This window comes from Salipiger mucosus DSM 16094 (assembly GCF_000442255.1).
Taxonomy (GTDB): Bacteria; Pseudomonadota; Alphaproteobacteria; order Rhodobacterales; family Rhodobacteraceae; genus Salipiger; species Salipiger mucosus.
This window is the reverse complement of sequence record NZ_KE557278.1, coordinates 271256-297192: the sequence shown is the minus strand read 5'-3', so window position 1 is coordinate 297192 and position 25937 is coordinate 271256. Positions and strand designations below refer to the sequence as shown.

General features: G+C 70.2%; 26 protein-coding genes, 1 other RNA gene and 2 pseudogenes. 20 read left to right on the top strand and 9 right to left on the bottom strand.

What is annotated here, in order from left to right; genetic code table 11:
* Positions 1–7 precede the first annotated feature (7 nt).
* From SALMUC_RS29055 to SALMUC_RS17090, 4 genes and pseudogenes are all read left to right on the top strand, one after another.
* Positions 8–456: pseudogene (locus SALMUC_RS29055) on the top strand (ribulose-phosphate 3-epimerase).
* Positions 457–473: 17 nt separating this feature from the next.
* Complete coding sequence (locus SALMUC_RS17100; RefSeq protein WP_020041418.1) at positions 474–1028, top strand: thioredoxin family protein; 555 nt, start codon at positions 474–476, stop codon at positions 1026–1028.
* Entirely contained in the window at positions 1025–1693 is a 669-nt protein-coding gene (gph, locus tag SALMUC_RS17095; RefSeq protein WP_020041417.1) for a phosphoglycolate phosphatase, read from the top strand. Before SALMUC_RS17100 ends, gph begins: the two co-directional genes overlap by 4 nt.
* A complete protein-coding gene (locus tag SALMUC_RS17090) occupies positions 1690–2382 on the top strand; it encodes an HAD-IA family hydrolase (protein ID WP_020041416.1) in 693 nt (230 codons plus the stop codon). Before gph ends, SALMUC_RS17090 begins: the two co-directional genes overlap by 4 nt.
* Here the strand turns inward: SALMUC_RS17090 and SALMUC_RS17085 are convergent.
* Entirely contained in the window at positions 2372–2965 is a 594-nt protein-coding gene (locus SALMUC_RS17085) for an SAM-dependent methyltransferase (protein ID WP_020041415.1), read from the bottom strand. The genes SALMUC_RS17090 and SALMUC_RS17085 overlap by 11 nt on opposite strands.
* Before the next feature lie 178 nt (positions 2966–3143).
* Between SALMUC_RS17085 and SALMUC_RS17080 the strand changes: the two genes are divergently transcribed.
* Genes SALMUC_RS17080 through SALMUC_RS17070 form a run of 3 tightly spaced genes read left to right on the top strand, consistent with a single transcriptional unit; the run spans position 3144 to position 6681 of the window.
* Positions 3144–4355, top strand: a complete 1212-nt coding sequence (locus tag SALMUC_RS17080; protein WP_020041414.1) for an ABC transporter substrate-binding protein — start codon at positions 3144–3146, stop codon at positions 4353–4355.
* A gap of 57 nt (positions 4356–4412) precedes the next feature.
* Positions 4413–6053: an ABC transporter permease gene (locus tag SALMUC_RS17075; protein WP_051155930.1), complete on the top strand. Its 1641-nt coding sequence runs from the start codon at positions 4413–4415 to the stop codon at positions 6051–6053.
* On the top strand, positions 6046–6681 hold the full coding sequence (locus SALMUC_RS17070) for an ATP-binding cassette domain-containing protein (RefSeq protein WP_020041412.1): 636 nt from the start codon (positions 6046–6048) through the stop codon (positions 6679–6681). The genes SALMUC_RS17075 and SALMUC_RS17070 overlap by 8 nt, the downstream gene beginning before the upstream one ends.
* Positions 6682–6739: 58 nt before the next feature.
* Here SALMUC_RS17070 and SALMUC_RS17065 read toward each other — a convergent pair whose 3' ends face one another.
* The 3 genes from SALMUC_RS17065 to nudC are packed head-to-tail and all read right to left on the bottom strand — an operon-like array spanning position 6740 to position 9044.
* Positions 6740–7534 (bottom strand): DUF4198 domain-containing protein, encoded by a 795-nt coding sequence (locus SALMUC_RS17065; RefSeq protein WP_020041411.1) that lies wholly within the window; start codon positions 7532–7534, stop codon positions 6740–6742.
* Positions 7535–7572: 38 nt separating this feature from the next.
* On the bottom strand, positions 7573–8040 hold the full coding sequence (locus tag SALMUC_RS17060) for an SRPBCC family protein (RefSeq protein WP_020041410.1): 468 nt from the start codon (positions 8038–8040) through the stop codon (positions 7573–7575).
* A 41-nt stretch (positions 8041–8081) separates the two neighbouring features.
* Positions 8082–9044, bottom strand: a complete 963-nt coding sequence (nudC, locus tag SALMUC_RS17055) for an NAD(+) diphosphatase (RefSeq protein ID WP_020041409.1) — start codon at positions 9042–9044, stop codon at positions 8082–8084.
* Positions 9045–9235: 191 nt separating this feature from the next.
* Here nudC and SALMUC_RS17050 point away from each other — a divergent pair.
* From SALMUC_RS17050 to ffs, 5 genes and pseudogenes are all read left to right on the top strand, one after another.
* Positions 9236–11216, top strand: a pseudogene (locus SALMUC_RS17050) (bifunctional 2',3'-cyclic-nucleotide 2'-phosphodiesterase/3'-nucleotidase).
* A gap of 196 nt (positions 11217–11412) precedes the next feature.
* Positions 11413–12414: an ABC transporter substrate-binding protein gene (locus SALMUC_RS17045; protein WP_020041408.1), complete on the top strand. Its 1002-nt coding sequence runs from the start codon at positions 11413–11415 to the stop codon at positions 12412–12414.
* A gap of 52 nt (positions 12415–12466) precedes the next feature.
* The gene (locus SALMUC_RS17040; RefSeq protein ID WP_020041407.1) at positions 12467–13261 is read left to right on the top strand and encodes an ABC transporter ATP-binding protein; all 795 of its coding nucleotides are present in this window, start codon (positions 12467–12469) and stop codon (positions 13259–13261) included.
* 31 nt (positions 13262–13292) lie between these two features.
* A complete protein-coding gene (locus tag SALMUC_RS17035; protein ID WP_020041406.1) occupies positions 13293–14120 on the top strand; it encodes an ABC transporter permease in 828 nt (275 codons plus the stop codon).
* A 43-nt stretch (positions 14121–14163) separates the two neighbouring features.
* An RNA gene (ffs, locus tag SALMUC_RS29050) (signal recognition particle sRNA small type) lies at positions 14164–14260 on the top strand.
* A gap of 131 nt (positions 14261–14391) precedes the next feature.
* Here the strand turns inward: ffs and SALMUC_RS17030 are convergent.
* A complete protein-coding gene (locus SALMUC_RS17030; protein ID WP_020041405.1) occupies positions 14392–14901 on the bottom strand; it encodes a protein-tyrosine phosphatase family protein in 510 nt (169 codons plus the stop codon).
* 263 nt (positions 14902–15164) lie between these two features.
* Here SALMUC_RS17030 and SALMUC_RS17025 point away from each other — a divergent pair, with 263 nt between their 5' ends.
* The 4 genes from SALMUC_RS17025 to recR all read left to right on the top strand — a co-directional run bounded on the left by SALMUC_RS17025 (position 15165) and on the right by recR (position 18489).
* Positions 15165–16937: a DNA polymerase III subunit gamma/tau gene (locus SALMUC_RS17025; protein WP_020041404.1), complete on the top strand. Its 1773-nt coding sequence runs from the start codon at positions 15165–15167 to the stop codon at positions 16935–16937.
* Positions 16938–17012: 75 nt separating this feature from the next.
* Positions 17013–17390, top strand: a complete 378-nt coding sequence (locus tag SALMUC_RS17020; RefSeq protein WP_020041403.1) for a hypothetical protein — start codon at positions 17013–17015, stop codon at positions 17388–17390.
* Between the two features lie 78 nt (positions 17391–17468).
* Positions 17469–17813 (top strand): YbaB/EbfC family nucleoid-associated protein, encoded by a 345-nt coding sequence (locus tag SALMUC_RS17015; protein ID WP_020041402.1) that lies wholly within the window; start codon positions 17469–17471, stop codon positions 17811–17813.
* A gap of 82 nt (positions 17814–17895) precedes the next feature.
* A complete protein-coding gene (recR, locus tag SALMUC_RS17010; protein WP_020041401.1) occupies positions 17896–18489 on the top strand; it encodes a recombination mediator RecR in 594 nt (197 codons plus the stop codon).
* Between the two features lie 95 nt (positions 18490–18584).
* Here recR and SALMUC_RS17005 read toward each other — a convergent pair whose 3' ends face one another.
* Positions 18585–19361, bottom strand: coding sequence for a DUF1013 domain-containing protein (locus SALMUC_RS17005; RefSeq protein WP_020041400.1), 777 nt, complete (start codon positions 19359–19361; stop codon positions 18585–18587).
* A gap of 145 nt (positions 19362–19506) precedes the next feature.
* On the opposite strand from SALMUC_RS17005, the gene SALMUC_RS17000 reads away from it, so the two are divergent.
* A complete protein-coding gene (locus SALMUC_RS17000) occupies positions 19507–20142 on the top strand; it encodes a ribonuclease T2 family protein (RefSeq protein ID WP_020041399.1) in 636 nt (211 codons plus the stop codon).
* A gap of 274 nt (positions 20143–20416) precedes the next feature.
* Here SALMUC_RS17000 and SALMUC_RS16995 read toward each other — a convergent pair whose 3' ends face one another.
* Positions 20417–21061, bottom strand: a complete 645-nt coding sequence (locus tag SALMUC_RS16995; protein ID WP_037372163.1) for a sulfotransferase family 2 domain-containing protein — start codon at positions 21059–21061, stop codon at positions 20417–20419.
* Positions 21062–21173: 112 nt separating this feature from the next.
* On the opposite strand from SALMUC_RS16995, the gene SALMUC_RS16990 reads away from it, so the two are divergent.
* Entirely contained in the window at positions 21174–22799 is a 1626-nt protein-coding gene (locus tag SALMUC_RS16990) for an AMP-binding protein (protein ID WP_020041397.1), read from the top strand.
* A gap of 15 nt (positions 22800–22814) precedes the next feature.
* Here the strand turns inward: SALMUC_RS16990 and SALMUC_RS16985 are convergent, their stop codons facing one another.
* Positions 22815–23501: a winged helix-turn-helix transcriptional regulator gene (locus tag SALMUC_RS16985; RefSeq protein ID WP_020041396.1), complete on the bottom strand. Its 687-nt coding sequence runs from the start codon at positions 23499–23501 to the stop codon at positions 22815–22817.
* 160 nt (positions 23502–23661) lie between these two features.
* Here SALMUC_RS16985 and SALMUC_RS16980 point away from each other — a divergent pair, with 160 nt between their 5' ends.
* Both SALMUC_RS16980 and SALMUC_RS16975 read left to right on the top strand, forming a co-directional pair.
* On the top strand, positions 23662–23844 hold the full coding sequence (locus SALMUC_RS16980) for a hypothetical protein (RefSeq protein WP_020041395.1): 183 nt from the start codon (positions 23662–23664) through the stop codon (positions 23842–23844).
* Between the two features lie 63 nt (positions 23845–23907).
* Entirely contained in the window at positions 23908–24933 is a 1026-nt protein-coding gene (locus SALMUC_RS16975) for a hypothetical protein (RefSeq protein ID WP_020041394.1), read from the top strand.
* Positions 24934–24997: 64 nt separating this feature from the next.
* Here the strand turns inward: SALMUC_RS16975 and SALMUC_RS16970 are convergent.
* Positions 24998–25937 (bottom strand): SPOR domain-containing protein (locus SALMUC_RS16970; RefSeq protein WP_217626333.1); only part of this gene is annotated, 940 nt, incomplete at its 5' end.

Here is a 25937-nt window from a genome sequence, read left to right as displayed (position 1 = left end):
CCCCGCCATGACCTTCGACCGATCCCTGAAAATCGCCCCCTCGATCCTCTCTGCCGATTTCGCCGACTTCGGCCGCGAGATCCGCGCCAGCGGCATGAAGGCGGGCCTCGCGCTCAACCCCGGCACGCCCGCCAGCGCGGCCGAGCCGCTGCTCGACCTCTGCGACCTCGTCTGCGTGATGACGGTGAACCCCGGCTTCGGCGGGCAGAGCTTCATTCACTCCTGCGTCGACAAGGTCCGCGCCCTGCGCGCCATGATCGGCGACCGCCCCGTGCACATCGAGATCGACGGCGGCGTCGATCCGACAACCGCGCCGCTGGTGCGCGAGGCGGGCGCCGACGTGCTCGTCGCGGGCTCGGCGGTCTTCAAGGGTGGATCGGTGGACGCCCCGGTGCCATATGGAGAGAACATCAAGGAATCCGCGCCGCCGCGCAGGGCGCCCGCGCCGCGGCCTGACCGGAAAAGGAGCCCCCATGGCCGTCACCCCGCCCGTCTGCGACTTCGGCTGGCACGCCCCCGATTTCACTCTGCCCGGCACCGACGGGCAGCGCCACGCGCTCGCCGACATCGCCGGGCCGAAGGGCACGCTGATCATGTTCATCTGCAACCACTGCCCCTACGTGCTGGCGGTGATCGACCGCATCATCCGCGACGCGCGCGAACTGCAGGACATGGGCATCGGCGTGGCCGCGATCTGCGCCAACGACGCTGCGACGCATCCCGCCGACAGCTTCGAGAACATGACCCGGATGGCCGCCGACAAGCAGTTTCCCTTCCCCTACCTGCACGACGAGACGCAGGAGGTGGCAAAAGCCTACGGCGCCGCCTGCACGCCCGACTTCTTCGGCTTCGACGCGGACCTCGGGCTGCAGTACCGCGGCCGCCTCGATGCCTCGCGCAAGGAAGCGGCGCCCGAGGGCACGCGCCGCGATCTCTTCGAGGCGATGAAACAGGTGGCCGAAACAGGCCGTGGCCCGGCCGAGCAGGTGCCCTCGATGGGCTGCTCGATCAAGTGGAAGGCGGCATGATGCAGGCGGTAGTCTTCGATCTCGACGGCACGCTCATCGACAGCGCGCCCGACCTGCACGCCGCCGCCAACAAGGTGCTCGCCGCCGAGGGTGTGCCCCCCATCACCTTCGCACAGGCGCGCAGCTTCATCGGACACGGCTCGGCCGACCTGATCCGCAAGGTCATGCTGGCCTCCGGGCTGGGCGAGGACCCGGACGAGCACGCGCGGCTGCTGGAGGCCTTCATGGTGCACTACAACGGCCCGCCCGCGCTCACCACGCCCTACCCCGGCGTGCTGGACGCGCTGGCCCGGCTCGAGGGGAGCCGCGTCACCATGGGGCTCTGCACCAACAAGCCCGGCGGCCCGACAGAGATCGCGCTAAGGCACTTCGGGCTCGAGCGCTTCATGCGGGTCGCGGCGCACGGCGACACGCTCGAGGCGCGCAAGCCCGACCCGGCGCCGCTGCACCACGTCTTCGCCGAACTCGGCGCGCCCGGCGGGCTCTACGTCGGCGACAGCGAGGTCGACGCCGAGACCGCCGAGCGCGCGGGCCTGCCCTTCGCGCTCTACACCGAAGGGTACCGCAAGACGCCGGTGCCGGAGCTCTACCACACCTACGCCTTCGACCACTTCGACGCCCTTCCCGACATCGTCGCGCGCCACTTCCGCACCGTCACCGCATGACGCTGCGTGCGCTCATCTTCGACGTCGACGGCACGCTGGCCGAGACCGAGGAGGCGCACCGGCGGGCCTTCAACGAGAGCTTCGCCGCCCATGGCCTCGGCTGGCACTGGGACCGGCCGGCCTATGCCCGGCTGCTGCGGACCACCGGCGGCAAGGAGCGCATCCGCGCCTTCATGGCCGAGACCGGACAGCAGGGTCCCGGCGTCTCCGCCCTGCACGCCGACAAGACCCGCCGCTTCGCCGCGATCCTCGACGCGGGCGGGCTCGATCTGCGCCCCGGCGTGGCCGAGCTCGTGGCCGGCGCGCGCGCCGCGGGCCTCGCCGTGGCGGTGGCCACGACGACCAGCCGGCCCAACGTCGAGGCCCTCTGCCGCTGTTGCTGGGGCAGGCCGGCCGTGGCGGTCTTCGACGTGATCGCGGCGGGCGACGAGGTGGCGCGCAAGAAGCCTGCAGGCGATGTCTACACCCTCGCGCTCGCGCGGCTGCGCCTGCAGCCCGGACAGGCGCTTGCGCTGGAAGACAGCCGCAACGGCGTGCTCTCGGCGCGGGCGGCGGGGCTCGCTGTGCTCGTCACGCCCTCGGCCTATACCGGGGGCGAGGATTTCGACGGCGCCACGGTGATCCCCACGCTCGAGCGCGCGCATCTGCCCGGGCCGCTCCTCGCGCGGCTGGACAGGATCAGGGCTTGACCGCCACCATGTCGATCAGCGCCGAACGGCCGCTGTGGCCCTTGCCCTCGTCGAGCACGGCCTCGTAGCTCTCCAGCACCTCGATCCGCATGTCCGAGAAGGCCACGCGCAGCATCTCCTCGGTGTAGAGGTTCTCGAGTGCCTTCGGCCCGCCGGTTCCGTAGTCGAGCTGCTTGGGCGTGTAACCGTGCAGAAGAAGCGTACCACCCGTACGCAGCGACCGTACCATTCGCGCGAACAACCTTTCGCGCGCCTCCGGGTCGACGAACTGGATGAAGATCCCCGCCACGAGATCGTAGGCCTCTTCGGGCCAGTCCCAGGTCTCGATATCCGCGACCGAGAAATCGACGCTCACGCCGCGCTCCTCCGCGAGGCCGCGCGCCTTCTCGACGGCGGCGGGCGAGACATCCCAGGCGGTGACCTCGAGCCCCTTCTCCGCGAGAAAGACCGCGTTGCGGCCCTCGCCATCGGCCACGCAGAGCGCCCGCGCGGCGGGCGTCAGCCGGTCCTCGTGACGGCGCAGCACCTGCGCCGGGGCCTTGCCGAAGACGTACTCCGGCGTCGAAAAGCGTTCGTCCCACATGCCGCCTGCCTCCTGTCGTTTGCCCGGAAATAGGCGCCTGCCCGGTGGCGGGCAAGCCGGGCCCGCGGGCCGCTGTAACCTTTCCCACCGGATTGTCATTTGACGCAGCGTCCCGGACGCTATGATAAGCCTCGGAAAAGGCGCGCAAAAGCGTGGCCGCACAACGGGGAGGCCCTGCATGAGAAGACTGATTGCCGCAGCCACGGCCGCGCTTGCCGCCACCGCCCTTCCGGCGCTGGCCGATCCCGACCCCGCAGACTGGGACGCGGTGCTGGACGAAGCGCGCGGGCAGACGGTCTACTGGAACGCCTGGGGCGGCTCGGACGTGGTGAACGGCTTCATCGACTGGGTGGGCGCGGAGGCCGAGGAGCGCTTCGGCGTCACCGTCGAGCACGTCAAGCTCTCGGACACCGCCGAGGCCGTGACCCGCGTGCTGTCGGAAAAGACCGCCGGCAAGGACGAAGGCGGAGCCATCGACCTGGTCTGGATCAACGGCGAGAATTTCGCCGCGATGAAGGAAAGCGACCTGCTTTTCGGCCCTTACGCCGAGGCGCTGCCCAACTGGCAGTACCTCGATCCGCAGGAGAACGCCGCGCTGACGGCGGACTTCACCGTGCCGACCGAGGGCATGGAAAGCCCCTGGGGCATGGCGCAGCTGGTCTTCTACCACGACAGCGCCCGCCTGCCCGAGCCGCCGCGCTCGATGCCCGCGCTGCTGGACTGGCTCGAGGAGAACCCCGGCCGCTTCACCTTTCCGCAGCCGCCGGATTTCCTTGGCGCGACCTTCCTGAAGCAGGCGCTGATCGAGCTCACGCCCGACATGGACGCGCTGTCGCGGCCCGTGTCCGAGGCCGACTACGACCGCGTCACCGCGCCGCTCTGGGACTACATGGACCGGCTGGCGCCGAACCTGTGGCGGCAGGGGCGGGCCTACCCGCAGAACGCGACGCGGCTCATCCAGCTCATGGCCGACAACGAGATCGACGTGGGCTTCGAGTTCAACCCCAACGCCGCCGCCAACGCCATCGCCAACAACCAGCTTCCGGGCACCGTGCGCAGCCACGTGCACGAGGGCGGCACCCTCGGCAACGCGAGCTTCGTGGCGATCCCCTTCAACGCCAATGCCATGGCCGGCGCCATGGTGGTGGCGAACCTGCTCCTGTCGCCCGAGGCGCAGGCGCGCATGTCGGACCCCGACGTCTGGGGACTGGGCACCGTGCTGGCGCTGGACAAGCTGCCCGAGGAGGCGCGGGCCGAGTTCGAGGCTGTCGAGCGCGGGCCCGCAACCCTCTCGCCCGAGGAACTGGGCCCCACCCTGCCCGAGCCGCATCCCTCGTGGATGGAGCGCCTCGAGGAGGACTGGACCGCGCGTTACGGCGTGGCGCCCTGAGTGCCTGCGCCCGGCGCGGGCCTGCTGCGGCGCGCGCCGCTGCTGACGCTTCTGGTCATGCTGGGGCCCGTGGCGGCGGGCCTCGCCGGCACGCTGCTGCCCGCCTTCGGCATCATGCCCGCGACCGGCGAGGCGATGCCGGGGCTCGATCAGTTCCGCGCGCTGGCCGAGTGGCCCGGGCTGGCGCGCTCGGCGGCGTTGTCGCTGGGCACAGGTCTTGGAGCAACCGCGCTGGCGCTGGCGATCACCGTGCTGATCTGCGCGGGCTGGCACGGCACCCGCGCCTTTCGGGTCCTCGAACGGGGCCTCTCGCCGCTGCTGTCGGTGCCGCACGCGGCGGCGGCCTTCGGGCTTGCCTTCCTGATCGCGCCCTCGGGCTGGATTGCCCGCGCACTGGCGCCGCTGGCCGGCTGGGAGAGGCCCCCCGACGTGCTCATCCTGCAGGACCCGCTGGGCCTGTCGCTGATCGCGGGGCTGGTGGTCAAGGAGGTGCCCTTCCTGCTGCTGATGACGCTGGCGGCGCTGCCGCTGTTGCGCCCGGGCCAGAGCCTCGCCACCGCGCAGGCGCTGGGATACGGGCGCGTGAGCGGCTGGCTCACGGTCGTTCTGCCGCGCCTCTACCCGCAGATCAGGCTGCCGGTCTACGCGGTGCTGGCCTTTTCGCTCTCGGTGGTGGACGTGGCGATGATCCTCGGTCCCAACACACCGCCTCCGCTGGCCGTGCAGGTGCTGCGCTGGATGAGCGATCCCGACATCGCCCTGCGCAGCCGCGCGGCGGCCGCGGCCGTCCTGCAGCTGGGACTGGCCCTGGCCGCGCTGGGGCTCTGGCGGCTGGGCGAGATCGGCGTGGCATGGCTGGGGCGCCGCTGGATCGAGGCTGGAAGCCGCGGCCACGGCGAGGGCGTGCTGCGCGCGGCCGGTCTGACCCTCGGCGCGCTGTCAGGCGCGGCGGTGGTGCTCGGGCTCTGCGCGCTGGCGGTCTGGTCGGTGGCCGGCTTCTGGGGCTTTCCCGACATGCTGCCGCAGGCGCTGTCGGGGCGCACATGGATGCGCCACGGCATGGCGCTGAGCGACCCGCTGGCGGATACCGCCGTGATCGCGCTGGCCGCGACCGCCGTGGCGCTGGCGCTGACGCTGGCCTGCCTCGAGGCCGAGCACCGCTTTGGCCTGCATCCCTCGGCGCGGGCGCTCTGGCTGCTCTACCTGCCGCTCATCGTGCCGCAGATCGCCTTCCTGCCGGGCCTGCAGACGCTTGCGATCCTCGGCGGGCTCGACGGCAACCGTCCGGCGGTGATCGCGGCGCACGTGGTCTTCGTGCTGCCCTACGTCTTCCTGTCGCTGGCCGATCCCTGGCGCGCCTGGGACACCCGGCACGGAGCCGTGGCCCGCGCGCTGGGGGCCGGGCCGTCGGGGGTGTTCTGGCGGGTGCGGCTGCCGATGCTGCTGCGGCCGGTGCTGACGGCGGCGGCGGTGGGCTGCGCGGTCTCGGTGGGGCAGTTCCTGCCGACGCTGCTGGTGGGCGGCGGGCGCGTGCAGACGCTCACGACCGAGGCGGTGGCGCTGGCCTCGGGCGGCGACCGGCGGGTGATCGGGGCGACCGCCCTGGCGCAGACGGCGGCGGCCTTCCTGCCCTTCGCGGTGGCGCTGGCGGTGCCGGCGCTGGCCTGGCGCAACCGGCGGGGGCTGCGGCATGGCTGAGGGGCTGACGCTGGACGACCTGCGCATCGCGCGCGGGGAGGATGAGCTGCTGCGGCTCGACGCCCATGTCGCGCCGGGCGAGGTGCTGACGGTCATGGGGCCCTCGGGCTCGGGGAAATCGACGCTTCTGGCGGCGGTGATCGGCACGCTGGCGCCCGCCTTCAGCCTGGAGGGGCGGGTATGGCTCGACGGTCGGGACATCACCGCGCTGCCTCCGGAGGCGCGGCGCGTGGGGATCCTCTTCCAGGACGAGCTGCTCTTTCCGCACCTGTCGGTCGGCGGCAACCTCGCCTTCGGGCTGGCACGATCGGTGCGCGGGCGCGCGGCCCGGCGTGCGCGGGTGGCCGAGGCGCTGCAGGAGGTCGGCCTCGCGGGCTTCGAAGCGCGCGATCCGGCAACGCTGTCGGGCGGTCAGAAGGCCCGCGTGGCGCTGATGCGGATGCTGCTCTCGGAGCCGCAGGCGCTGCTGCTCGACGAGCCCTTCTCGCGGCTCGACGCCGACCGGCGCGACCGCGTGCGCGAGATGGTCTTCGCCCGCGCCCGCGAGCGGGCGCTGCCGGTGCTGATGGTCACCCACGACGCCGAGGATGCCCGCGCCGCCGGCGGGAGGGTCGTCACGCTGGACTGAGTGCCGGCGCAAAGATCTTCGAAGATTCCTGCAAATTCCTTGCCACGGAATTCGGGCGTCACTCCGGGACGCTGAAGGTGAGCGAGGCCCAGAGGCTTTCCCAGGCCTGTCCCTCGTCGTCGTCCGGCGAAAGCTCGAGCATGGTGACGCTGTTCACGAGGTAGGCGTGGCCCGCCGCGACCGGCAGGCGAACGCGGCCCTCGGTGTCGGTCGTATGCAGCGTCTCGGTCACCGTGCCGTCGGGCGCGCGGTCGTAGAGTTCGACCTGCACCTCGGCGCGCGGCTCGCCGTCCAGCAGGATGCGCACCGGCAGGCCATCGGTCAGCTCGTCGGTGTAGGGGTTGGCCTCGGCCACGACCTCGGTCCGCAGGCCCAGCGCGCGGTCGCCGCCCGCGCCCTCGCCCACGGCGACGAGGCTCTTGGCGTAGCGCGAGTAGCGCTCGCGCACGAGGTCGCGGGTGAACCCGCGTGCGAGGTGCCGCTCGGCCACCTCGGGAAAGCCCTTGTGGCCGGTGAAGCTGACGAAGGTCTCCCAGTCGTCGTAGGTGAGATCGAAGTCCCGCGTCACATGCGCCACCACGGCAAGGCCCGCTTCGGGCGCCGCCATGTCCAGCGCCGGACGGTCGCCCGCGCGGCCCTCCACGGCTGTGACCTCACCGCCGGTCGCGAGGTCGAAGCGCTCGAAGTTGCGCGGGATATAGGACTGTTCCGCCCCCTCGAACATCGAGCCCACGCGCAGGCGGGCCGTGATACGGTCGTCCGGGGACACCTGCGCGGCCTCGGGGTCGATCCAGAATTCGTGGGCGGCGGCCGGGGCCGCGGCGAGGAGCAGGCAGGCGAGGAGCGTTTTCATGCAGCGCAAGATAGCGGCCCCGGCGTGGCGGTCCAGCGTCAGCCCTGACGTTTCAGCCGCGTTTCGAGATCGCCCGCGTATTCCGCCATCCTTACGCGGAAGCGCTTTTCGACGTTGGCGCGGGCCAGCTTGATCGACTGCACGATCAGCCGCGCCGAGAGGGTCTTCGCCGTCACCTCGATCGTCATGGCGATGCGCGTGCGCGAGGGCGAGAGGGCCACGAAATCGAGCCGCGTGCGCGCCTCCAGCCCGCCCGAGACCATGCGGTAGACCATGAGGTTCGGCGGGTCGTACTCGGTCAGCGTGACCTCGGCCTCGCGCGGCTTGCCGCGAAAGCGGAAGCTGGCGGTCCAGGCCATGCCCTCGCCCGGCTCGCTGCGCGTGTCGGTGCGCTGCACCTCGATACCGCGCCGCATGACCTGCCGCTCGATCCGGTCGAAGTCCGTGAGTGCGGCGAAGACGCGATCCAGCGGCGCCTCGATGTCTTCCCTGGTGCTGAATTCCATGTACCCGGCTGCCCCTTTACTGCTCGGGGCCGAGTCTCGCGTCAATCCAGCCGGTCCGCAAGCCAGTTGCGCAGCAGGAAATGCGCGATGGCACCTTTCCGGGCCGGGGTGATCCCCGGGTTCGTGCCGGCAAAGGAATCGGCCAGCTCTTCGCGGCTGACCCAGCGGGCGTCCTCGATCTCTTCGGGGTCGATGGCGATCTCGTCCGTCTCGGCCGTGCCGTGGCAGCCCATCATCAGCGAGGCCGGAAAGGGCCAGGGCTGGCTCGAGAGGTAGTCCACGGCGCCGACGCGCACGCCGGCCTCTTCCCAGACCTCGCGGCGCACCGCCGCCTCGATGGTCTCGCCCGGCTCTACGAAGCCCGCGAGGCAGGAATACATCCCCTCGGGCCAGCCCGGCGAGCGGCCCAGCAGGCAGGCGTTGCCGCGGGTGATGAGCATGATGACCACCGGGTCGGTGCGCGGGAAGTGATGGCCGCCGCAGGCCGGGCAGATGCGCTGCCAGCCGGCCATGTAGATCTCGGAGCGTTCGCCGCAGCGGGCGCAGAAGCCGTGGCTGGCGTGCCAGCCGTAGAGGCCCTTGGCCGTCGCGGCGAGCTCGGCGTCGCGCGGGGTGAGCGCGGTGAGCAGCTGGCGCAGCTCGACGAAGCGCGCCTCCGGGCAGGCCGGATGGCGCTGTTCGGTGAAGTCGCGGAAGCCGCCCATGGCGGCCTCGTCCAGGTCTTCGGGCTCCCAGGCGGAGATGTCGTGGGCGAAGACGGTCTCGCCCTCCTCGCGGCCCAGCAGGATGGGCTGGTCCGAGGCCTGTGCCAGCACCGGGTGATCCAGCGGCAGGCGCAGCAGCGCGTTGTCCGCCTCGGCCACCACCGGCTTGCCGCGCCAGAGCACGACGGCGCGCGTGCCGGGCGCCTGCATGGCCGCCGCGAGCGCCGGAATGTCGCCGCGCAGCTCGGCCGCGCGATCGAGCCCCGAGCCTCCGAAGGTCACCTCTTCCGCGTGGCGCATGGCCGGTCTCCCCCTTGTGCCCGGGTGCCATGCCACGCCCGCCCGGGCGTGGCAAACGAGTTTCACCGGAACGGCAGCGCCCCCGACTGACGACCCTTCACGGTTGAGCATCGGCAATTTTCCGCTTTTTCTGTCGTCATGTTGTCGAATGAGGGGTCTAATCCGAAGCAGACGTTCCGACGGAGACTCAGATGACCCGATTCCGACAGCCCGAACTCACCCGCCGTTCGTTCCTGGCGGGCAGCACGGCGGGCGCAACCTTGATCACACTCCACCCCTACTCCGCGCATGCAGCCACCAACCAGGCGCACCTGCGGATCATGGAAACCACGGACCTGCACGTTCACGTCTATCCCTACGACTACTACGCGGACAAACCCGTCGATACCGTCGGGCTCGCGCGCACGGCCTCGATCATCGACGGCGTGCGGGCCGAGGCGACGAACACCATGCTGCTCGACAACGGCGACTTCCTGCAGGGCAACCCGTTGGGCGACTACATCGCCTACGAGCGGGGCATGAAGGAGGGCGACATGCACCCGATCATCACCGCGATGAACGCCGTGGGCTACGACGCCGCGACCGTCGGCAACCACGAGTTCAACTACGGACTGGATTTCCTGTCGAAATCCACCGCCGGGGCGGAGTTCCCGATCGTGCTGGCCAATATCGCGAAATCGCAGGGCGCCTCCCCGCGCGAGGACGAGACGCTCTACAAGCCCTACGTCATCCTGGACCGCGAGCTGACCGACGGCGCGGGCAACACCCACCCGATCCGGGTGGGCGTGATCGGCTTCACCCCGCCGCAGGTCATGAACTGGGACCGCAAGCATCTCGAAGGCAACGTGCAGGCGCGCGACATCGTCGAGACCGCCCGGGCCTGGGTGCCGCAGATCGTCGAGGAAGGCGCCGACATCGTCGTCGCGCTGTCGCACTCGGGCATCGGCGCGGCGCATCACACCGAGGGCATGGAGAACGCCAGCGTCCCGCTCGCGGGCGTCGAGGGCATCGACGCCGTGATGACCGGCCACAGCCACCTCGTCTTCCCGTCCCCCACCTACGCGGGCTTTGCCGCCGTGGATGCCGACGCGGGCACGATCCACGGCAAGCCCGCCGTCATGGGCGGCTTCTGGGGCTCGCACATGGGGCTGATCGACCTGCTGCTGGAACGCGACGGCGACGGCTGGCGCGTGGTCTCGAGCACCACCGAGGCGCGGCCGATCTACCAGCGCGGCGAAGACCGCTCGGTCACGCCGCTGGTCGAGGACGACGCCGAAGTGCTGGCCTCGGTCGAGCAGGCCCACGGGGAAACGCTGGCCTACGTGCGCCGCGCGGTGGGCAAGACCTCGGCCCCGCTGCATTCCTACTTCGCGCTGGTGGCCGACGACCCCTCGGTGCAGATCGTCTCCAAGGCACAGACCTGGTACATCGAGCAGATGATGCGAGGGCCACCCCGCCACGCGGGGGTGGCCGATCCTTTCGGCGGCGGCGCCCTTCAAGGCCGGCGGCCGGGGCGGGCCTGAGTATTACACCGACGTGCCGGCGGGCGACGTGGCGATCAAGAACGTGGCCGACCTCTATCTCTATCCGAACACGGTGCGCGCGGTGCGGGTCACCGGACGGCAGGTGAAGGACTGGCTGGAACGCTCGGCCGGGATGTTCAACCGCATCGAACCCGGCGCCAGCGACGCGACGCTGCTGAACCCCGACTTCCCCAGCTACAACTTCGACGTCATCGACGGCGTCGAGTACCGCATCGACCTGTCGGAGCCCTCGAAATACGGGCCGGACGGCTCGCTGGAGAACCCGGAGGCGAACCGGATCCGCGACCTGACCTACCAGGGCGAGCCGGTGACCGCGGACATGGAATTCGTCGTCGCGACCAACAACTACCGCGCTTCGGGCGGGGGCAGGTTTCCCGGCGCGATGGGGGACACGGTGATCTTCGAGGCGCCCGACACCAACCGCGACGTGATCGTGCGCTACATCGTGGAACAGGGCACCATCAACCCGTCCGCCGACGACAACTGGTCCTTCGTGCCGATGGAGGACACCTCGGTGATCTTCACCACCGGACCGGCCGCGCGCGACTACCTGGACGACGTGGCACTCGAGATCGAGGACGCCGGCGATACCGACGAGGGCTTTGCCCGTTTCCGCATCAGGCTCTGACCGGCAGCAGGCCGCGCACCACCCTGCGCCGCCTGTTTTTTCAGCGCCCGCCGGCGAAAACGCCCGCCGCATGGGCATTTTTCGCGGACACCGCCCATGATCTGCGCAATAGTGGTTGCGCAGACGCGGTGCGTGACCTGACTCACGACCGTCAACAGTAACGGGCGGACCACGCCCGACCGACAGGAGGTATCCCATGTTCCATCGCGCCATCGCGGTCGCGGCCGGCCTTGTCGCCGCCGCCGCCGCCCATGCCCAGACCGAGATGCCCTTCGCGCTCGACTGGAAATTCGAGGGCCCCGCGGCGCCCTACTTCGCCGCCATCGACAACGGCCACTTCTCGGACGCCGGCCTCGAGGTCGAGATCAGCGCCGGGCAGGGCTCGCTCGACGCGATCCCGAAGGTCGCCACCGGCGCCTTCCCGGTGGGCTTTGCCGACATCAACTCGCTGATCAAGTTCCTCGACCAGAACCCCGGCGCGCCGGTCACGGCCGTGATGATGGTCTACGACAAGCCGCCCTTCGCCATCGTGGGCCGCAAGTCGCTGGGCATCGAGGCGCCCAAGGATCTCGAGGGCAAGGTGCTGGGCGCGCCGCCGCCGGACGGTGCCTGGGCGCAGTTCCCGATCTTCGCCGCCGAGAACGACCTCGACACCGACGCCATCACCGTCGAGCCCGTGGGCTTCCCCACGCGCGAGCCGATGCTGGCCGAGGGCGAGGTGGACGCCGTCGCCGGCTTCTCGTTCTCGTCCTACCTGAACCTCGTTCGGCTGGGCGTGGAAGAGGACGACATCTCGACCATCCTGATGGCCGACTACGGCGTCGACCTCTACGGCAACGCGGTCATCGTGAACACCGACTTCGCCGAGGAGAACCCCGAACTGGTCGAGGGCTTCCTCGCCGCCGTGGCCGCGGGCTGGAAGGACGCCATCGCCGATCCGGCCTCGGCGATCGAGAGCCTCGTGGACCGCAACCCGGCGGCCGACGCCGCGCTCGAGGAGCGCCGCCTGCAACTCGCGATCGACGCCAACGTGGTGACCGACTGGACCACCGAGAACGGCTTCGGCGTGATCGACGCGGCACGGCTCGAAAACTCGATCGAGCAGATCAAGCTCACCTACGAGTTCGAGACCGAGCCCGACGCCTCGCTCTACTTCAGCGACGCCTACCTGCCCGAGGGCGGCTTTTCGCTCGAGTGACCGCAACGGCCCGGCCCCCTTGCGGGGCCGGGCGCCGCCATCGAGGCCACGCATGACGAACCTCATCGAGATCAAGGGCGTGCGCCACGCCTACCGCACGGCCGACGGCCCCCTTCCCGTGCTCGACGGGCTGGAGCTCGCGGTGCCCGAGGGCGGCTTTGTCGCCGTCGTCGGCCCGTCGGGCTGCGGCAAGTCCACGCTCACGAAGCTGGTCGCCGGTCTGCTGAGACCCGACGAGGGTGAGGTCTGGCTGCACGGCGAACGGGTGACCTCGCCGCGCTCGACCGTGGGCATGGCCTTTCAGAACCCGGTCATGCTGGAGTGGCGCACGATCCTGCAGAACGTCGTGCTGCCGCTCGAGATCGTGCCGAACAAGATGACCAAGGCGCAGCGGCAGGAGCGCGCGCGCTACCTGCTCGAGCTGGTCGGACTGGCGGGCTTCGAGGACAAGCGTCCCTCGGAGCTGTCCGGGGGCATGCGCCAGCGCGCCTCGCTCTGCCGGGCGCTGGTGCATTCGCCCGAAGTGCTGATCCTCGACGAGCCCTTCGGCGCGCTCGATGCCTTCACCCGCGAGGACCTGTGGCAGATCATGCACCAGGTGAAGGAGAAGGAACCCTTCACCGGCGTGCTCATCACCCACGACCTGCGCGAGTCGATCTTCCTCGCCGACGAGGTGGTCGTGTTGTCGGGCCGCCCCGCGCGCACTCAGTACACGCTCGACGTGAGCCTGCCCGGCCCGCGCAGCATCGACCAGCTCTTCACGACGGAAGCCGGCGAGATGCTGCACGACCTGCGCCACCAGATCGAGATCGCCCAGGGCCGCGCGCCCGCCGATGCCGCCGGCTGACGCCGCGCAAGACCACCCAAGGACGCCGCCCATGGCCTATGTTCCCGCTTCCCTCTCGAAGCCCCGCCCCGGGGCCGGCCAGCGCCTGGCCGCCCGGCTGACCAGTCGCGCGGTGCTGGCGCCCATCGCGGCGGTGATCGTCTTCCTGCTGCTCTGGGAGGCCCTGGTCTGGCTCAACGGCTGGCCGGACTACGTCATGGCCTCGCCCTCGGACCTGCCGCCGGCCTATGCGCAATACTGGACTCTCTTCCTCGTGATGGGCTGGCAGACGCTGTGGCGCACGGTCGTCGGGCTGATCGTGGCGGTGATCTTCGGCGTTCTGGTAGGTATGGTCATGGGCTTTTCGCGCACCATGCGCGATGCGCTCTACCCGCTGCTGGTGGGCTTCAATGCCATCCCCAAGGCGACCGTGGTGCCCATCGTCGCGCTGCTCTTCGTGGGACAGCACGATTTCAACACGGTGCTGATCGCCTTCATGATCTCGTTCTTCCCCATCGCCGTCTCGGTCTCGATCGGGCTTTCGACGCTGGAGCCGGAATACCGCGACATCCTGCGCTCGCTGGGCGCGTCGCAGACCACGATCTTCTGGAAGATCGCCCTGCCCAAGACGCTGCCCGAGTTCTTCGGGGCGCTGAAGGTGGCGGTGACGCTGGCCTTCATCGGCACCAACCTGATGGAGATCGTCTCGCCCCACGGGCGGGGGCTGGGCGCGCTCTTCGATTCCGGCAAGACGAACTCGGACTACCCGCTGATGTTCGCGGTGCTCATCGCGCTCGCCTTTCTCGGCATCGTGCTCTACTACATCGTGGTCGCGCTGGAGAAGATCTTTGCCGGCTGGGCGGAACGGCCGCAGGGCTGACGCCCCCTTGCGAATCCGCGCCGTACCCCCTATCTGACGCCTTGAGAGGTTGGCGCGGGCAAGCGCCTCGCCAACCCGGTCAGGTCCGGAAGGAAGCAGCCGTAACGAGCCCCGCTTGGGTCGTTGTCCAGCCTCTCACTCAAGCCCCGGTCGCCGGGGCTTTTTCATGGACAGGTCATGCCCCTTGGCGCCGCCCCCGCGAAGGCGCGACAAAGATTCTTCGTCCGAAAAACCCTGGGTCAGAAAATTCGGACGGATTTTCCGGGGCACCTCAGCCGTCGTGACGCAGAAAAACCGCCGCTTCGCGCCGGGCCGCCATGGCCCAGGCCATCTGCGCCTCGGTCTCGACCGCGCCGGGCTGGACGTGGCGCAACCGCTCGAGCGCGTCGTCCGCGGCCTCGCCCGCCTCGATCATCAGCCGCAGCGCCACCATGCCGGAGCGCCCCCTTCCGGCCCCGCAGTGCAGCAGCACGCGCCCGCCGCCCAGCAGCGCCTTGCGCGCGCGCGTGCTGATCCCGGGCCAGGCCTGCTTGAAGCCCTCGTCCGGCACGCCGAAATCCGGCACGGGCAGATGCACCCAGCGCGTGCCGTGATCCTGCACGTCCTGCCCGAGCATCGCCGCGCCCGCCGCGACCAGTTCGACCTCGGTGACCAGCGAGATGACCATCGCCGGGCGCCATTCTGTCAGATGCGCGATGTCGCCGGCATAGTCGCCGCCCGCCCCCGGCACGGGGGCGATGGCGAGGATTCCCCCGCCGACGGGAAGCGCGTGGATCAGCATCCCCGGCTCTCCTCCTGCCGCCGGAGCGGCCCGACCTTGCCCGTGATCCCTGCGACGCGCATCGCTCTCCACACTCGCACCCTCTGGGCTCTCCACACTCGCACCCTCTGGCCCCCCAAGATGATAGGGCGCCCGGCGCAGACGGTTAAGAGAATTTTCGGCCCGGGGGCACCAAGGTCCACACCCGCATGCGGCGGTCGGGGCTTGGGGCCGGGTCGCGGTTCCTCTAGTGTCGTCCCGTGCCAGAGTCAGACGGAACCTCCATGCCCGACGATACCGCCCCCGCCGCCTACCAGGTGCTCGCCCGCAAGTACCGCCCCGAGACCTTTGCCGATCTCGTGGGCCAGGACGCCATGGTGCGCACGCTGAAGAACGCCTTCAAGGCCGACCGCATCGCGCAGGCCTTCATCATGACGGGCATCCGAGGCACCGGGAAGACGACGACGGCCCGGATCATCGCCAAGGGCATGAACTGCATCGGCCCGGACGGCGAGGGCGGACCGACGACCGAGCCCTGCGGAGAGTGCGAGCACTGCCGCGCGATCATGGAGGGCCGGCATGTCGACGTGCTCGAGATGGACGCGGCCTCGAACACTTCGGTCAACGACATCCGCGAGATCATCGACAGCGTGCACTACCGGGCGGCCAGCGCGCGCTACAAGATCTACATCATCGACGAGGTGCACATGCTCTCGACCAGCGCGTTCAACGCGCTGCTCAAGACGCTCGAGGAGCCGCCCGCCCACGTGAAGTTCATCTTCGCGACGACCGAGATCCGCAAGGTCCCCGTCACGGTCCTGTCGCGGTGCCAGCGCTTCGACCTGCGCCGGATCGAGCCGGAGGTCATGCTCGACATGCTGCGCCGGATCGCCTCCCGCGAGGAGGCCGAGATCGCCGAGGACGCGCTGGCGCTGATCACCCGCGCGGCCGAGGGGTCCGCCCGCGACGCGACCTCGCTGCTGGACCAGGCGATCAGCCACGGCGCGGGCGAGACCACCGCCGAGCAGGTGCGCGCGATGCTGGGCCTCGCGGACCGCGGCCGGGTGATGGACCTTTTCGAGAAGATCATGCACGGCGACGCGCCGGGCGCGCTGACCGAGCTCTCCGAGCAATACGCCGATGGCGCCGACCCCATGGCGGTGCTGCGCGATCTTGCCGAGCTGACGCACTGGGTCTCGGTGGTCAAGATCACGCCCGAGGCGGCCGAGGATCCGACGATCTCGCCCGACGAACGGGCGCGCGGGCAGGCGCTGGCGGGTACGCTGGGCATGCGGGCGCTGACGCGGATGTGGCAGATGCTGCTCAAGGCGCTCGACGAGGTGGCGCAGGCGCCCAACACCATGATGGCGGCCGAGATGGCGGTGATCCGCCTCACCCACGTGGCCGAGCTGCCTTCGCCCGAGGAGCTGATGCGGCGCCTGCAGGACACACCGCCCCCGCCGCCCCCCGGGCCGGGCGGCGGCGGACAGGCGGGCGCGCATCCGCAGGGCGGCGCGCAGGCCACCGGCCAGCCGATGCCGCAGCCCACGCACCCCGGTCCCTCCGGCCCCAGCGCCTCGCGCAGGGGGCCAGCGCTGGCCGAGGCGCGCGAGGCGGCGCTGGCGCATTACCCGACCTTCGAGCATGTCATGGAGCTGATCCGCGCGAACCGCGACATGAAGCTTTACATGGAGGTCGAGAAGGGCGTGCGTCTTGCCGCCTACCAGCCGGGCCGGATCGAGTTCACGCCGGCCGAGGGCACCTCGACCGACCTGTCACAGCGGCTGGGCAGCGCGCTGCAGCGCTGGACCGGCAATCGCTGGGCCATCTCGCTGGTCAACGGTTGCGACACGCCCACGCTCTACGAGAAGGCGCACGCCGAGGAGCTGGCACTGAAGTCGGCGGCGTCGGAGCATCCGCTGGTGCGCGCCGCGATGGAGGCTTTTCCCAAGGCCGAGATCCTGACCATCCGCACGCCCGAGGCGGTCAGCCTGGAGGCCGAGGAAGACGCCCTGCCCGAGGTCGAGGACGAGTGGGACCCCTTCGAGGAGGATTGACCCCTGATTCCGCCCAAGCGCGGGAACGGGAGCGGCCCTCTCCGGGTTGGGACTGAAATCCCGGAGGATCCCCAGATGACGACCTACCTGCCCGACACCAGCTCCCAGGACACCAGCACCACCCAGAAGATCCAGGAGATGCGCGACCGCCTGCTGCCGGCGCAGCGCCGCGAGCGGCTGATGCCGATCTTCTTCGCCGCCGGGCTGCTGACGGTCGGGACGGTCCTGCTCAAGACCAAGCCGCGCATCGGCCACGTGCCGCGCCCCAAGCAGTTCGGCGACCTGCCCCGCCGCTCGCGCCTGCGCCGCGCCGCGCAGGCCTCGCGCGATACGGTCGAGCCCTTCGCGCCCAGCAACGTCACCGACCAGATCGGCCGCTCGATGCTGATCGGCGGGGCGGCACTGCTGATCACCCGGATGCTCGACGAGGCGGCGGGGCGCGACGGCAAGTGATCCGCGCACCGGCGCGGCCCTTGTGCGGCGCCCGCCGCGCCCGTATCTAGGGACCAACCCTCAGACAGGAGTTTCGAGATGCTCAAGGGACTCGGCGGCCTCGGCGACATGGCCAAGATGATGAAACAGGCCCAGGAGATGCAGGGCAAGGTGACCGACCTTCAGGAGACCCTGAAGACGATCACCGTGACCGGCGAATCCGGTGCGGGCCTGGTCAAGGCCACGGCCACGGCCAAGGGCGAGTTGAAGGCGCTGGACATCGACCCCTCGATCTTCAACGGCGACGACAAGGAAGTGGTCGAGGACCTGATCCTCGCCGCGATCAAGGATGCCCAGGCCAAGGCGCAGGAGCGCTCCGAGCAGGAGATGCGCAAACTCTCCGAGGAGATGGGCCTGCCGGCGGACATGAAGCTGCCGTTCTGAGCCGAGACCTCCGGGCCTCGCCCGGACCTCGTGAAACCCTCGCCCCGGCCGCCGCGCCGGGGCCTTTGCAATCGGGCACCCCGTGACAGACCGCAGCGAGATCGACACGCTGATCGACCTGATGGCCCGCCTGCCGGGCCTCGGGCCGCGGTCTGCGCGTCGCGCGGTGCTGCAGCTTGTCTCCAAGCGCGAGATCCAGCTGCGCCCGCTGGCCACCGCCATGCAGCGGGTGGCCGACACGGCGCGGGAATGCCTCAACTGCGGCAACATCGGCACCGCCGACGTCTGCCCGGTCTGCGCCGACGAGGCGCGCGGCAACGGGCAGATCTGCGTGGTCGAGGACGTGGCGGACCTCTGGGCGATGGAACGCTCGGGCGTCTTCAAGGGCCGCTACCATGTCCTTGGCGGCACGCTCTCGGCGCTCGATGCCGTGGGCCCCGAAGAGCTGCGCATCCCGCAGCTCATTCGCCGGGTCGAGGCCGAGGAAGTGACCGAGGTGATCCTCGCACTCAACGCCACCGTCGACGGCCAGACCACGGCGCATTACATCGCCGACCAGCTCGAGGGCCGCGTGACCCTGTCCTCTCTGGCCCAGGGCGTGCCCATCGGTGGCGAACTGGACTATCTCGACGACGGCACGATCACCGCCGCGCTGAACGCGCGCAAGCGGATGTGACGTCCGCGGCCCCGATCCGCGATACCGCGCCCCACGCAAAAGGCCCGCCGCGTTCCCCGCGGCGGGCCTTCGCATGTCGGGCGGTCCGGCGTGCGTCAGCCGCGCGGATCGTCGCTGTCGTCGTCCTCGTCCTCGTCATCGTCCGAGGCCGGCAGGTTGAAGAAGCTCTCGGCGTCCGAGAAATCGCTGGGCGTCTTCTCCTCGTCGTCTTCCTCCTGCTCGCGCGGGTCCGACAGCGAGAAGGTCTCGAGACCCTCGATCGAGGACGGCAGGCGCGGCTCGGGCTCCATGCTGAGGCTCTGTTCGGTCGAGACCAGCTTGCGGCGTTCGTCGTCGCTCATGACCTCCTCGAGCTTCTTCGAGGCCTTCTGCACGGCCGCGTCCAGCTCGGACTGCTTGCACAGGCCCAGCGCGACGGGGTCGATGGGCTGCATGTTCTGGATGTTCCAGTGCTCGCGGTTGCGGATCGACTGGATCGTCGGCTTGGTCGTCCCCACCAGCTTCGAGATCTGGCCGTCGGTCAGCTCGGGGTGGAACTTGACCAGCCAGAGGATCGCGTTCGGCCGGTCCTGGCGCTTGGACAGCGGCGTGTAGCGCGGGCCGCGGCGCTTGTCCTCGTCGACAGCGGCCGGGTTGTGCTTGAGCCGCATCTTGTAGAGCGGGTCCTTCTCGGCGCGGTCGATCTCGGTCTGCTCGAGCTGGTTGTTGCCGACCGGGTCGAAGCCCTTCACGCCGGCGGCGACGTCGCCGTCCGCGATGCCCTGCACCTCGAGCTCGTGATAGCCGGTGAAGTCGGCGATCTGCTTGAATGTCAGGGTGGTGTTGTCGACCAGCCAGACAGCGGTGGCCTTCGGGTGCAGCAATTTGGCCATTGCGAAGCGTCTCCTTGCAAAATCTTCTTCCCCTCCCCCGGGCCTCTCTGGGCCGGGAGGTCCCGGAATTTGGTCCGGGACGGGTTACCGTTGTCGGGGAACTTGGCGCCTATATAGTGACGCCGGACGCTGGAGAAAAGAGAAAATGCGCTGGCTGATTCCGCTGCTGCTGGCCCTGGCGCTCTCCCCCGCCACCTCGCGGGCCGAGGGAGAGCCCGCGGGCGAGTTCGACTACTACGTCATGGCGCTCTCGTGGTCGCCGACCTGGTGCGCCCTCGAAGGCGACGCCCGCGACTCGCCGCAGTGCGAGCGGAGCCACGGCTGGATCCTGCACGGGCTCTGGCCGCAGTATCATCGCGGCTGGCCCTCCGAGTGCCGCGGCGCGCCGCCCCCGCCCTCGCGCGCCATGACCGCGGCCATGGCCGACATCATGGGCACGGCGGGGCTGGCCTGGTACCAGTGGCGCAAGCACGGCACCTGCGCGGGCCTGCCGGCCGAGGACTACTTCGCGCTCGCCCGCCGCGCCTACGGCGCCATCCAAAGACCCGCGATCTTCCGCAAGCTGAAGGACCCGGTGACCCTGCCCGCCGCCGTGGTCGAGGAAGCCTTCCTCGAGGCAAACCCCGGCCTCGCGCCGGACATGGTGACCGTCACCTGCAGGGCGGGCCGTATCGAGGAGACGAGACTCTGCCTGTCGAAGACGCTCGAGCCGGTGCCCTGCGGCCGCGACGTGGTGCGCGACTGCTCGCTTACGGAAGCGCTGCTCGATCCGGTGCGGTAAACCGCACCGGCCCGGCGAGGGGCGCTGCCCCTCGCGCTCCCCGGGATATTTGCGGCCAGAAGAAACACATTGTTAACCGAAGTGCCGGATGCTCGATCCACGGTACAGGCGGGGACGCCGATGACCGTGCCAGGAGAAGCTTCGCGCTTCGGCCCGCCCTCCCCCGCAGGGCGGGCTTTCCTCGTCTGGGGCGACAGGGGCTTCTTCTGGCCGTCAAATATCCCCGCCGGAGGCCCCCGTTTCCGCCCCGCACCGCGCCCGGGCGGCGCGCCCCTCAGAAGGCGTAGCCGAAGCGCGCGATGTCCTCGGCGCAGATCTCGGCCACCCGTGCCGCCGTCGCCTTATCGTAGTATCCCCGGTAGTCCGACCGCCGGTCCGAGGCATTCTCGCGCCCCATGTCCGGCCGGAACCCGAGGTGGCTTTCCAGCGGCGCCATGTCCTCGTCGAGGTGTTCGAGCCGCAGCCAGGCGCTGGCGCGTTCGGTGCCCGTGATGTCGCGCATGTAGCTGGAAGCCGGCGCGGCACGCAGGCTTGCCCCCGTCTGGGGATGCGCGACGAAGCCGGCGAACTCCAGCCGCCGCGCCAGCGCGACCGCAGGGTGGTCGAAGCTCTGCGCCCGAAGCCAGTGGTAGTAGCTCACCACCCGGTCCCAGGGATTGCGCACCAATGTGAAGGTGAACATCTCCGCCATTTCCTCGGGCGAGACCACGCCGTCGATGTCCGCCAGCGTCGCGTGTTTCCAGAGCCGTCCGCGCGGTGAAAGCCCCTTGAGCCGCCCCCGGCGTTTCAGCGCCTTGGGCGTGTCGCCGATCAGGATATCGTCGCGCATCGCCCGCGCTTCGAGCGCCGCCGCCATCGCGGTGCCGCCGGTCTTGGGGATGTGCACGAAGATGTAGCGGCGGCCGCGCGATACGATCATGGCCGCGAGCATATCCGCCCGCCTCCGGCGCGGCAAATCGCGTGACGCGGGGCCTTTCATTGTGTCTCCACCCTGCGCATTATCCCCCTGACACCGAGAGGGAGGAGTGACCATGGGCTGGCTGGCCGACGAGACCGGACTGGGAAAATGCGACGCCAACCACGTGCCGCTGACGCCGCTGTCGTTCCTCGAGCGCGCGCGGCGGATCTGGCCGGACGAGCCGGCCGTGGTCTACGGGCCGCACCGCAAGACCTATGCCGAGTATCATACCCGCGTCTCGCGCCTTGCCTCGGCGCTTGCCGGGATCGGCGTGCGGCCCGGCGACGTGGTGGCGACGATCCTGCCCAACATCCCCGCCCAGGCCGAGGCGCATTTCGGCGTGCCCGCCTGCGGCGCGGTGCTCAACACCATCAACACGCGGCTGGACGTCGACACCATCGCCTACATTCTCGACCACGGCGAGGCGAAGGTGGTGCTCTGCGACCCGCAGTTCATCGGCCATCTCGCCGAAGCCATCGAGATCATGGAAATCGACGCCCCGAAAGTCATCGAGGTGGCCGACCCGCACGGCGGCGCCCTGGCCTATGGCGACTACACCGACTACGAGGACTTCCTCGCCACAGGCGATCCGGACTTCGCCTGGATCATGCCCGAGGACGAATGGGAGAGCCTCGCGCTCAACTACACCTCGGGCACCACGGGCCGGCCCAAGGGCGTGGTCTACCACCACCGCGGCGCCTACCTGAACGCCATGGGACAGGTGCTGTCCTGGCGCATGGTGCTGCACCCGGTCTACCTGACCATCGTGCCGCTCTTCCATTGCAACGGCTGGTGCCACACCTGGATGATGCCGGCGGTGGGCGGCATCGTGGTCTGCTGCCGCGACATCACCGCCAAGGCGCTGTACGACGCCTTCGCCGACGAGGGCGTGACCCATTTCGGCGGCGCGCCCATCGTGCTGAACATGCTGGTCAACGCCACGGAGGCGGACAAGCGCGACTTTTCCCAGACCGTCGAGGTCTTCACCGCGGGGGCGCCGCCAGCTCCGGCAACGCTCGCCAAGATCGAGACCATGGGCTTCAACGTCACGCAGGTCTACGGACTGACCGAGACCTACGGGCCGGACACCGAATGCGCCTGGCAGCCCGCCTGGAAGGACAGGCAGGGCGAGGCGCGCGCGGGGCTCAAAGCGCGGCAGGGCGTGGCCATGCCCTTCATGGAGGATGTCACCGTCACCGACGAGGCGATGGCGCAGGTGCCGATGGACGGCACCACCAAGGGCGAGATCATGCACCGCGGCAACGGCGTGATGAAGGGCTACTTCAAGGCGCCCAAGGCCACGCGCGAGGCCTTCGAGGGCGGCTATTTCCGCTCGGGCGACATCGCCGTGCAGCACCCCGACGGCTACATCCAGATCGCCGACCGCGCCAAGGACATCATCATCTCGGGCGGCGAGAACATCTCCTCGGTCGAGGTCGAGAACACGCTGATGAGCCACGAGGCGGTGCTGCTCTGCGCCGTGGTGGCCAAGCCGGACGACAAGTGGGGCGAGGTGCCCTGCGCCTTCGTGGAGCTGAAGCCGGACCATCCGGCCGACGAGGCGACGCTCATCGCCTTCGCGCGCGAGCGGCTGGCCGGGTTCAAGACGCCCAAGCGGGTGGTGTTCGAGGAACTGCCCAAGACATCGACCGGCAAGATCCAGAAATTCGCGCTGCGCGAGCGGGCGCGGGAGCTCTGAGGCCCCCGCCCCGGCTCACTCCGCCGCCTCGACGAAGCCGCATTCCAGCAGCCACCGGTCGATGGTCCGCTCGACGACCGGATCTCCGCTGAGGAAGACCGTGTCCCGCGCGATCTCCTCCCGCCAGGAGGAATAGCCCAGCCAGATCGCCGCGACCGCGCGGCTGGTGGCTTCGACGAAGAGGTCGACGTCGAACTTCGGGTCCTTCTTGCAGAGGTCCACGTCCGCGCCGGGCCTGGCGATGAGCCAGTAGAGCGCCTCGTCCCCGGTGCAGTCGGTGAAATGAAAGCGCACGACGATGCGGCGGCGAGGCAATTCGCTGGCATCGACCTTGCGGCGCAGGTTCCACATCAGCGCGTCGGGATCGAGGTCGCGCAGCGCCACCTCGGCGCGCATGTGGCGGCGGGCCCAGCGGCCGAGCTGGTCGATCACAGGCTCCAGCTCGATCGCCATCGGGGTGCGGAGGTAGTCGACGGTGTCGCGCGCGGGGTCGTGGACGCGCTCGACCAGTCCCGTTTTCTCCATCTCCTTGAGGCGTTTCGACAGAAGCGTCGGCGAAATGCCCGGCACCCCGCGCCGCAGCTCGTTGAACCGGGTCGAGCCGTTCCACATCTCCAGCAGGATCAGCAGGGTCCAGCGCGGCTCCAGCGCGTCGCAGGCCATCGCGAGGGGGCAGAACAGGTTGTAATCTCCGTCGCTCATGCAGGCACCTCCTTGAGGTTTCAGCCTAGCGCCGGGCGCGGCGCGGCGCCTAGTCCAGATTGTGTAGCGGCGGCGCTACGCTTCGTTCAGTGGCCCCGGGACGGCCCCGGGCGCGATGCTGGATGCGCAACCTGACGCACCGGCAGAGGAACGACGGACCATGCGACACATCTACGACCATACCCGCCAGCAAAGAGAGGCCGCCCGCGCCATGATCCTGCGCGCGGCCGTCACCCGGATGCTCGGCGCACTGCGCCGCGCGCGGCAGGCGAGACATGCTCGCGTCGGGCGCGCCCTGCCCCCGAAGGACCGTGCCCACCCGACACCCCGGAAGGCGCTCTGATCGCGTTGCCCCTCTCCGCGAGGCCATGCTACTGTCCCGCGAAACGAGGCAGAGCAGCCCGGCATGACCGCACTCAAGGAGTATCAGCGCCTGGAAGCCTCCGGGCTGTGGCGCCCGGATCCGCAGGCGCAGCGGCGCGAGGTCATCGTGTCGCTGGGCGATGCCACGCTGACGATTTCCGAGTTCTCGGGCCGCGCGCTGGCGCACTGGTCGCTCGCGGCGATCGTACGCGCCAACAAGGGCGAGCTGCCCGCGCTCTTCCATCCCGACGGCGACCCGGGCGAGACGCTGGAGCTGCCGGCGGACGAGACCACGATGATCGCCGCCATCGACCGGCTGCTGCGTGCCATCGAACGTCGGCGCCCGCGCCCCGGCAAGCTGCGCATCCTGCTTGTCGCAGCCTTCGCCGTGGTGATCGCCGGCGCCGCGATCTTCTGGATGCCCGGCGCGTTGCTGCGCCACACCGAGCGCGTGGTCCCCGAGGTCAAGCGCGCCGAGATCGGACGCGCGCTGCTCGACGATATCACCCGGGTCGCGGGGCAGCCCTGCATGACGCCGGAGGCCCGCACGCCGCTGCGGCGGCTCTCGCAGCGCATCCTGGGCGAGGCGCGCCGCGATGCCCTGGTCGTGCTGCCCGGCGGCGTGCAGGAGACGGCGCATCTGCCCGGCGGGCTGGTCCTGGTGAACCGCGACCTGATCGAGGACCACGAGGACCCCGACATCGCCGCGGGCTACATCCTGGCCGAGGCGGTGCGGGCGCGCAGCACGGAGCCGCTGGCCGACCTGCTGGAATACGCGGGGCTCTGGGCCTCGCTGCAGCTTCTGACCACCGGCGAGTTGCCGGAGGCGACCCTGCAGTCCTACGCCGAGCAGCTGCTGACAGGAACGCCCGAAACCGTGCCCAACGACCGCCTGCTGCGGGCTTTCGCAGCCGCCGACCTGCGGTCGAGCCCCTATGCCTATGCCCGCGACATGACCGGCGAGACGACGCTGAGCCTGATCGAGGCCGATCCGCGCGCCGCACAAGGCAGCGCAACAGTGCTCTCGGATGCCGACTGGCTGCGGCTGCAGGGCATCTGCGGCGGCTGAGCCCGGACACGACGAAGCCCCGCGCGGTGGCGGGGCTTGCGGGTCATCCTTCGAAGAGGGGTAATCAGCGCAGGTAGGCCTGCGTGTAGCCCGTGGCGCGCACGCGCGAGAGCGCGTTCCGCAGGGCACCGGCATCGGCATAGGGCCCCACCACGATGCGCTGCATCCGGCGCCCGTTTCGCGTCATCGGCGCGCTGCGCACGGTCAGCCCGGCGCCCGAGAGCCGGGCCACCGCGGCCCGCGCCTTGGCATCCGTGGTGAAGGCGCCGATCTCGACATAGCGCTTCGATGACGCGGCGGGCGTCTTGCGCGGTGCCTCGACGGGGGCGGAGCGGGTCGAGACGTAGGGGCGGCGCTGCACACCGGAAGCCGCGGCGAGCTGCGAGGTCGCAGAGCGGCGCACCACCGTCAGCTTCGGGTAGCCATCGTAGAGCAATACGGGGTCGCGCACCTGGTGGTGGCGCGAAGCGACGACCTGCCGGCGCGGCAGGTCGTTGGTCCAGACCTCCTGCGTGTCGTAATAGCCCTGCACGGTCTGCACGGCGCGATAGCGGTTCAGGCGGTCGTCCTCCCATGCCGGGCGATAGCCCGCGGGCACGGTCGGCACCTCGGCCGAGCGCCTTTCCCAGACCTGGTCCGGCACGATGCGGGTGTCGCCGTCCACATCCGGCAGGCTGCGGCCGGTGTCGAGACGGCTGTCGTCCCAGCTGCCCCGGCCGTTGCCCTGGTTGCGGTAGACGTTCTTGCCCGCACCCGGCGCCTCGCCGCGGCGGACCTCGGTGACGTAGGGGCTGGACTGCGGTCCGCAGCGCACGCGCATGCCGTCGCGCACGATGGTTCCCGACGCGCCCGGCGGGCAGGACCCGGCGCGCACCACCCGCTTCGGCGCGGGCGTCGACTGGGGCTTGGGCACCTTGCGCACGACCCTGGGCGGCGGCGCGGAGGGCGGCTTGGAGGCCGGGGCCCGGACGACTTCGCGGCGCGGCGCGGGTTTCGCCGGGGCG

Coding starts and splice junctions, on each gene's coding strand:
- SALMUC_RS17100 (WP_020041418.1), top strand. CDS start 474: ATGGCCGTCACCCCGCCCGTCTGCGACTTCGGCTGGCACGCCCCCGAT.
- gph (WP_020041417.1), top strand. CDS start 1,025: ATGATGCAGGCGGTAGTCTTCGATCTCGACGGCACGCTCATCGACAGC.
- SALMUC_RS17090 (WP_020041416.1), top strand. CDS start 1,690: ATGACGCTGCGTGCGCTCATCTTCGACGTCGACGGCACGCTGGCCGAG.
- SALMUC_RS17085 (WP_020041415.1), bottom strand. CDS start 2,965: ATGTGGGACGAACGCTTTTCGACGCCGGAGTACGTCTTCGGCAAGGCC.
- SALMUC_RS17080 (WP_020041414.1), top strand. CDS start 3,144: ATGAGAAGACTGATTGCCGCAGCCACGGCCGCGCTTGCCGCCACCGCC.
- SALMUC_RS17075 (WP_051155930.1), top strand. CDS start 4,413: ATGCTGGGGCCCGTGGCGGCGGGCCTCGCCGGCACGCTGCTGCCCGCC.
- SALMUC_RS17070 (WP_020041412.1), top strand. CDS start 6,046: ATGGCTGAGGGGCTGACGCTGGACGACCTGCGCATCGCGCGCGGGGAG.
- SALMUC_RS17065 (WP_020041411.1), bottom strand. CDS start 7,534: ATGAAAACGCTCCTCGCCTGCCTGCTCCTCGCCGCGGCCCCGGCCGCC.
- SALMUC_RS17060 (WP_020041410.1), bottom strand. CDS start 8,040: ATGGAATTCAGCACCAGGGAAGACATCGAGGCGCCGCTGGATCGCGTC.
- nudC (WP_020041409.1), bottom strand. CDS start 9,044: ATGCGCCACGCGGAAGAGGTGACCTTCGGAGGCTCGGGGCTCGATCGC.
- SALMUC_RS17045 (WP_020041408.1), top strand. CDS start 11,413: ATGTTCCATCGCGCCATCGCGGTCGCGGCCGGCCTTGTCGCCGCCGCC.
- SALMUC_RS17040 (WP_020041407.1), top strand. CDS start 12,467: ATGACGAACCTCATCGAGATCAAGGGCGTGCGCCACGCCTACCGCACG.
- SALMUC_RS17035 (WP_020041406.1), top strand. CDS start 13,293: ATGGCCTATGTTCCCGCTTCCCTCTCGAAGCCCCGCCCCGGGGCCGGC.
- SALMUC_RS17030 (WP_020041405.1), bottom strand. CDS start 14,901: ATGCTGATCCACGCGCTTCCCGTCGGCGGGGGAATCCTCGCCATCGCC.
- SALMUC_RS17025 (WP_020041404.1), top strand. CDS start 15,165: ATGCCCGACGATACCGCCCCCGCCGCCTACCAGGTGCTCGCCCGCAAG.
- SALMUC_RS17020 (WP_020041403.1), top strand. CDS start 17,013: ATGACGACCTACCTGCCCGACACCAGCTCCCAGGACACCAGCACCACC.
- SALMUC_RS17015 (WP_020041402.1), top strand. CDS start 17,469: ATGCTCAAGGGACTCGGCGGCCTCGGCGACATGGCCAAGATGATGAAA.
- SALMUC_RS17005 (WP_020041400.1), bottom strand. CDS start 19,361: ATGGCCAAATTGCTGCACCCGAAGGCCACCGCTGTCTGGCTGGTCGAC.
- SALMUC_RS17000 (WP_020041399.1), top strand. CDS start 19,507: ATGCGCTGGCTGATTCCGCTGCTGCTGGCCCTGGCGCTCTCCCCCGCC.
- SALMUC_RS16995 (WP_037372163.1), bottom strand. CDS start 21,061: ATGATCGTATCGCGCGGCCGCCGCTACATCTTCGTGCACATCCCCAAG.
- SALMUC_RS16990 (WP_020041397.1), top strand. CDS start 21,174: ATGGGCTGGCTGGCCGACGAGACCGGACTGGGAAAATGCGACGCCAAC.
- SALMUC_RS16985 (WP_020041396.1), bottom strand. CDS start 23,501: ATGAGCGACGGAGATTACAACCTGTTCTGCCCCCTCGCGATGGCCTGC.
- SALMUC_RS16980 (WP_020041395.1), top strand. CDS start 23,662: ATGCGACACATCTACGACCATACCCGCCAGCAAAGAGAGGCCGCCCGC.
- SALMUC_RS16975 (WP_020041394.1), top strand. CDS start 23,908: ATGACCGCACTCAAGGAGTATCAGCGCCTGGAAGCCTCCGGGCTGTGG.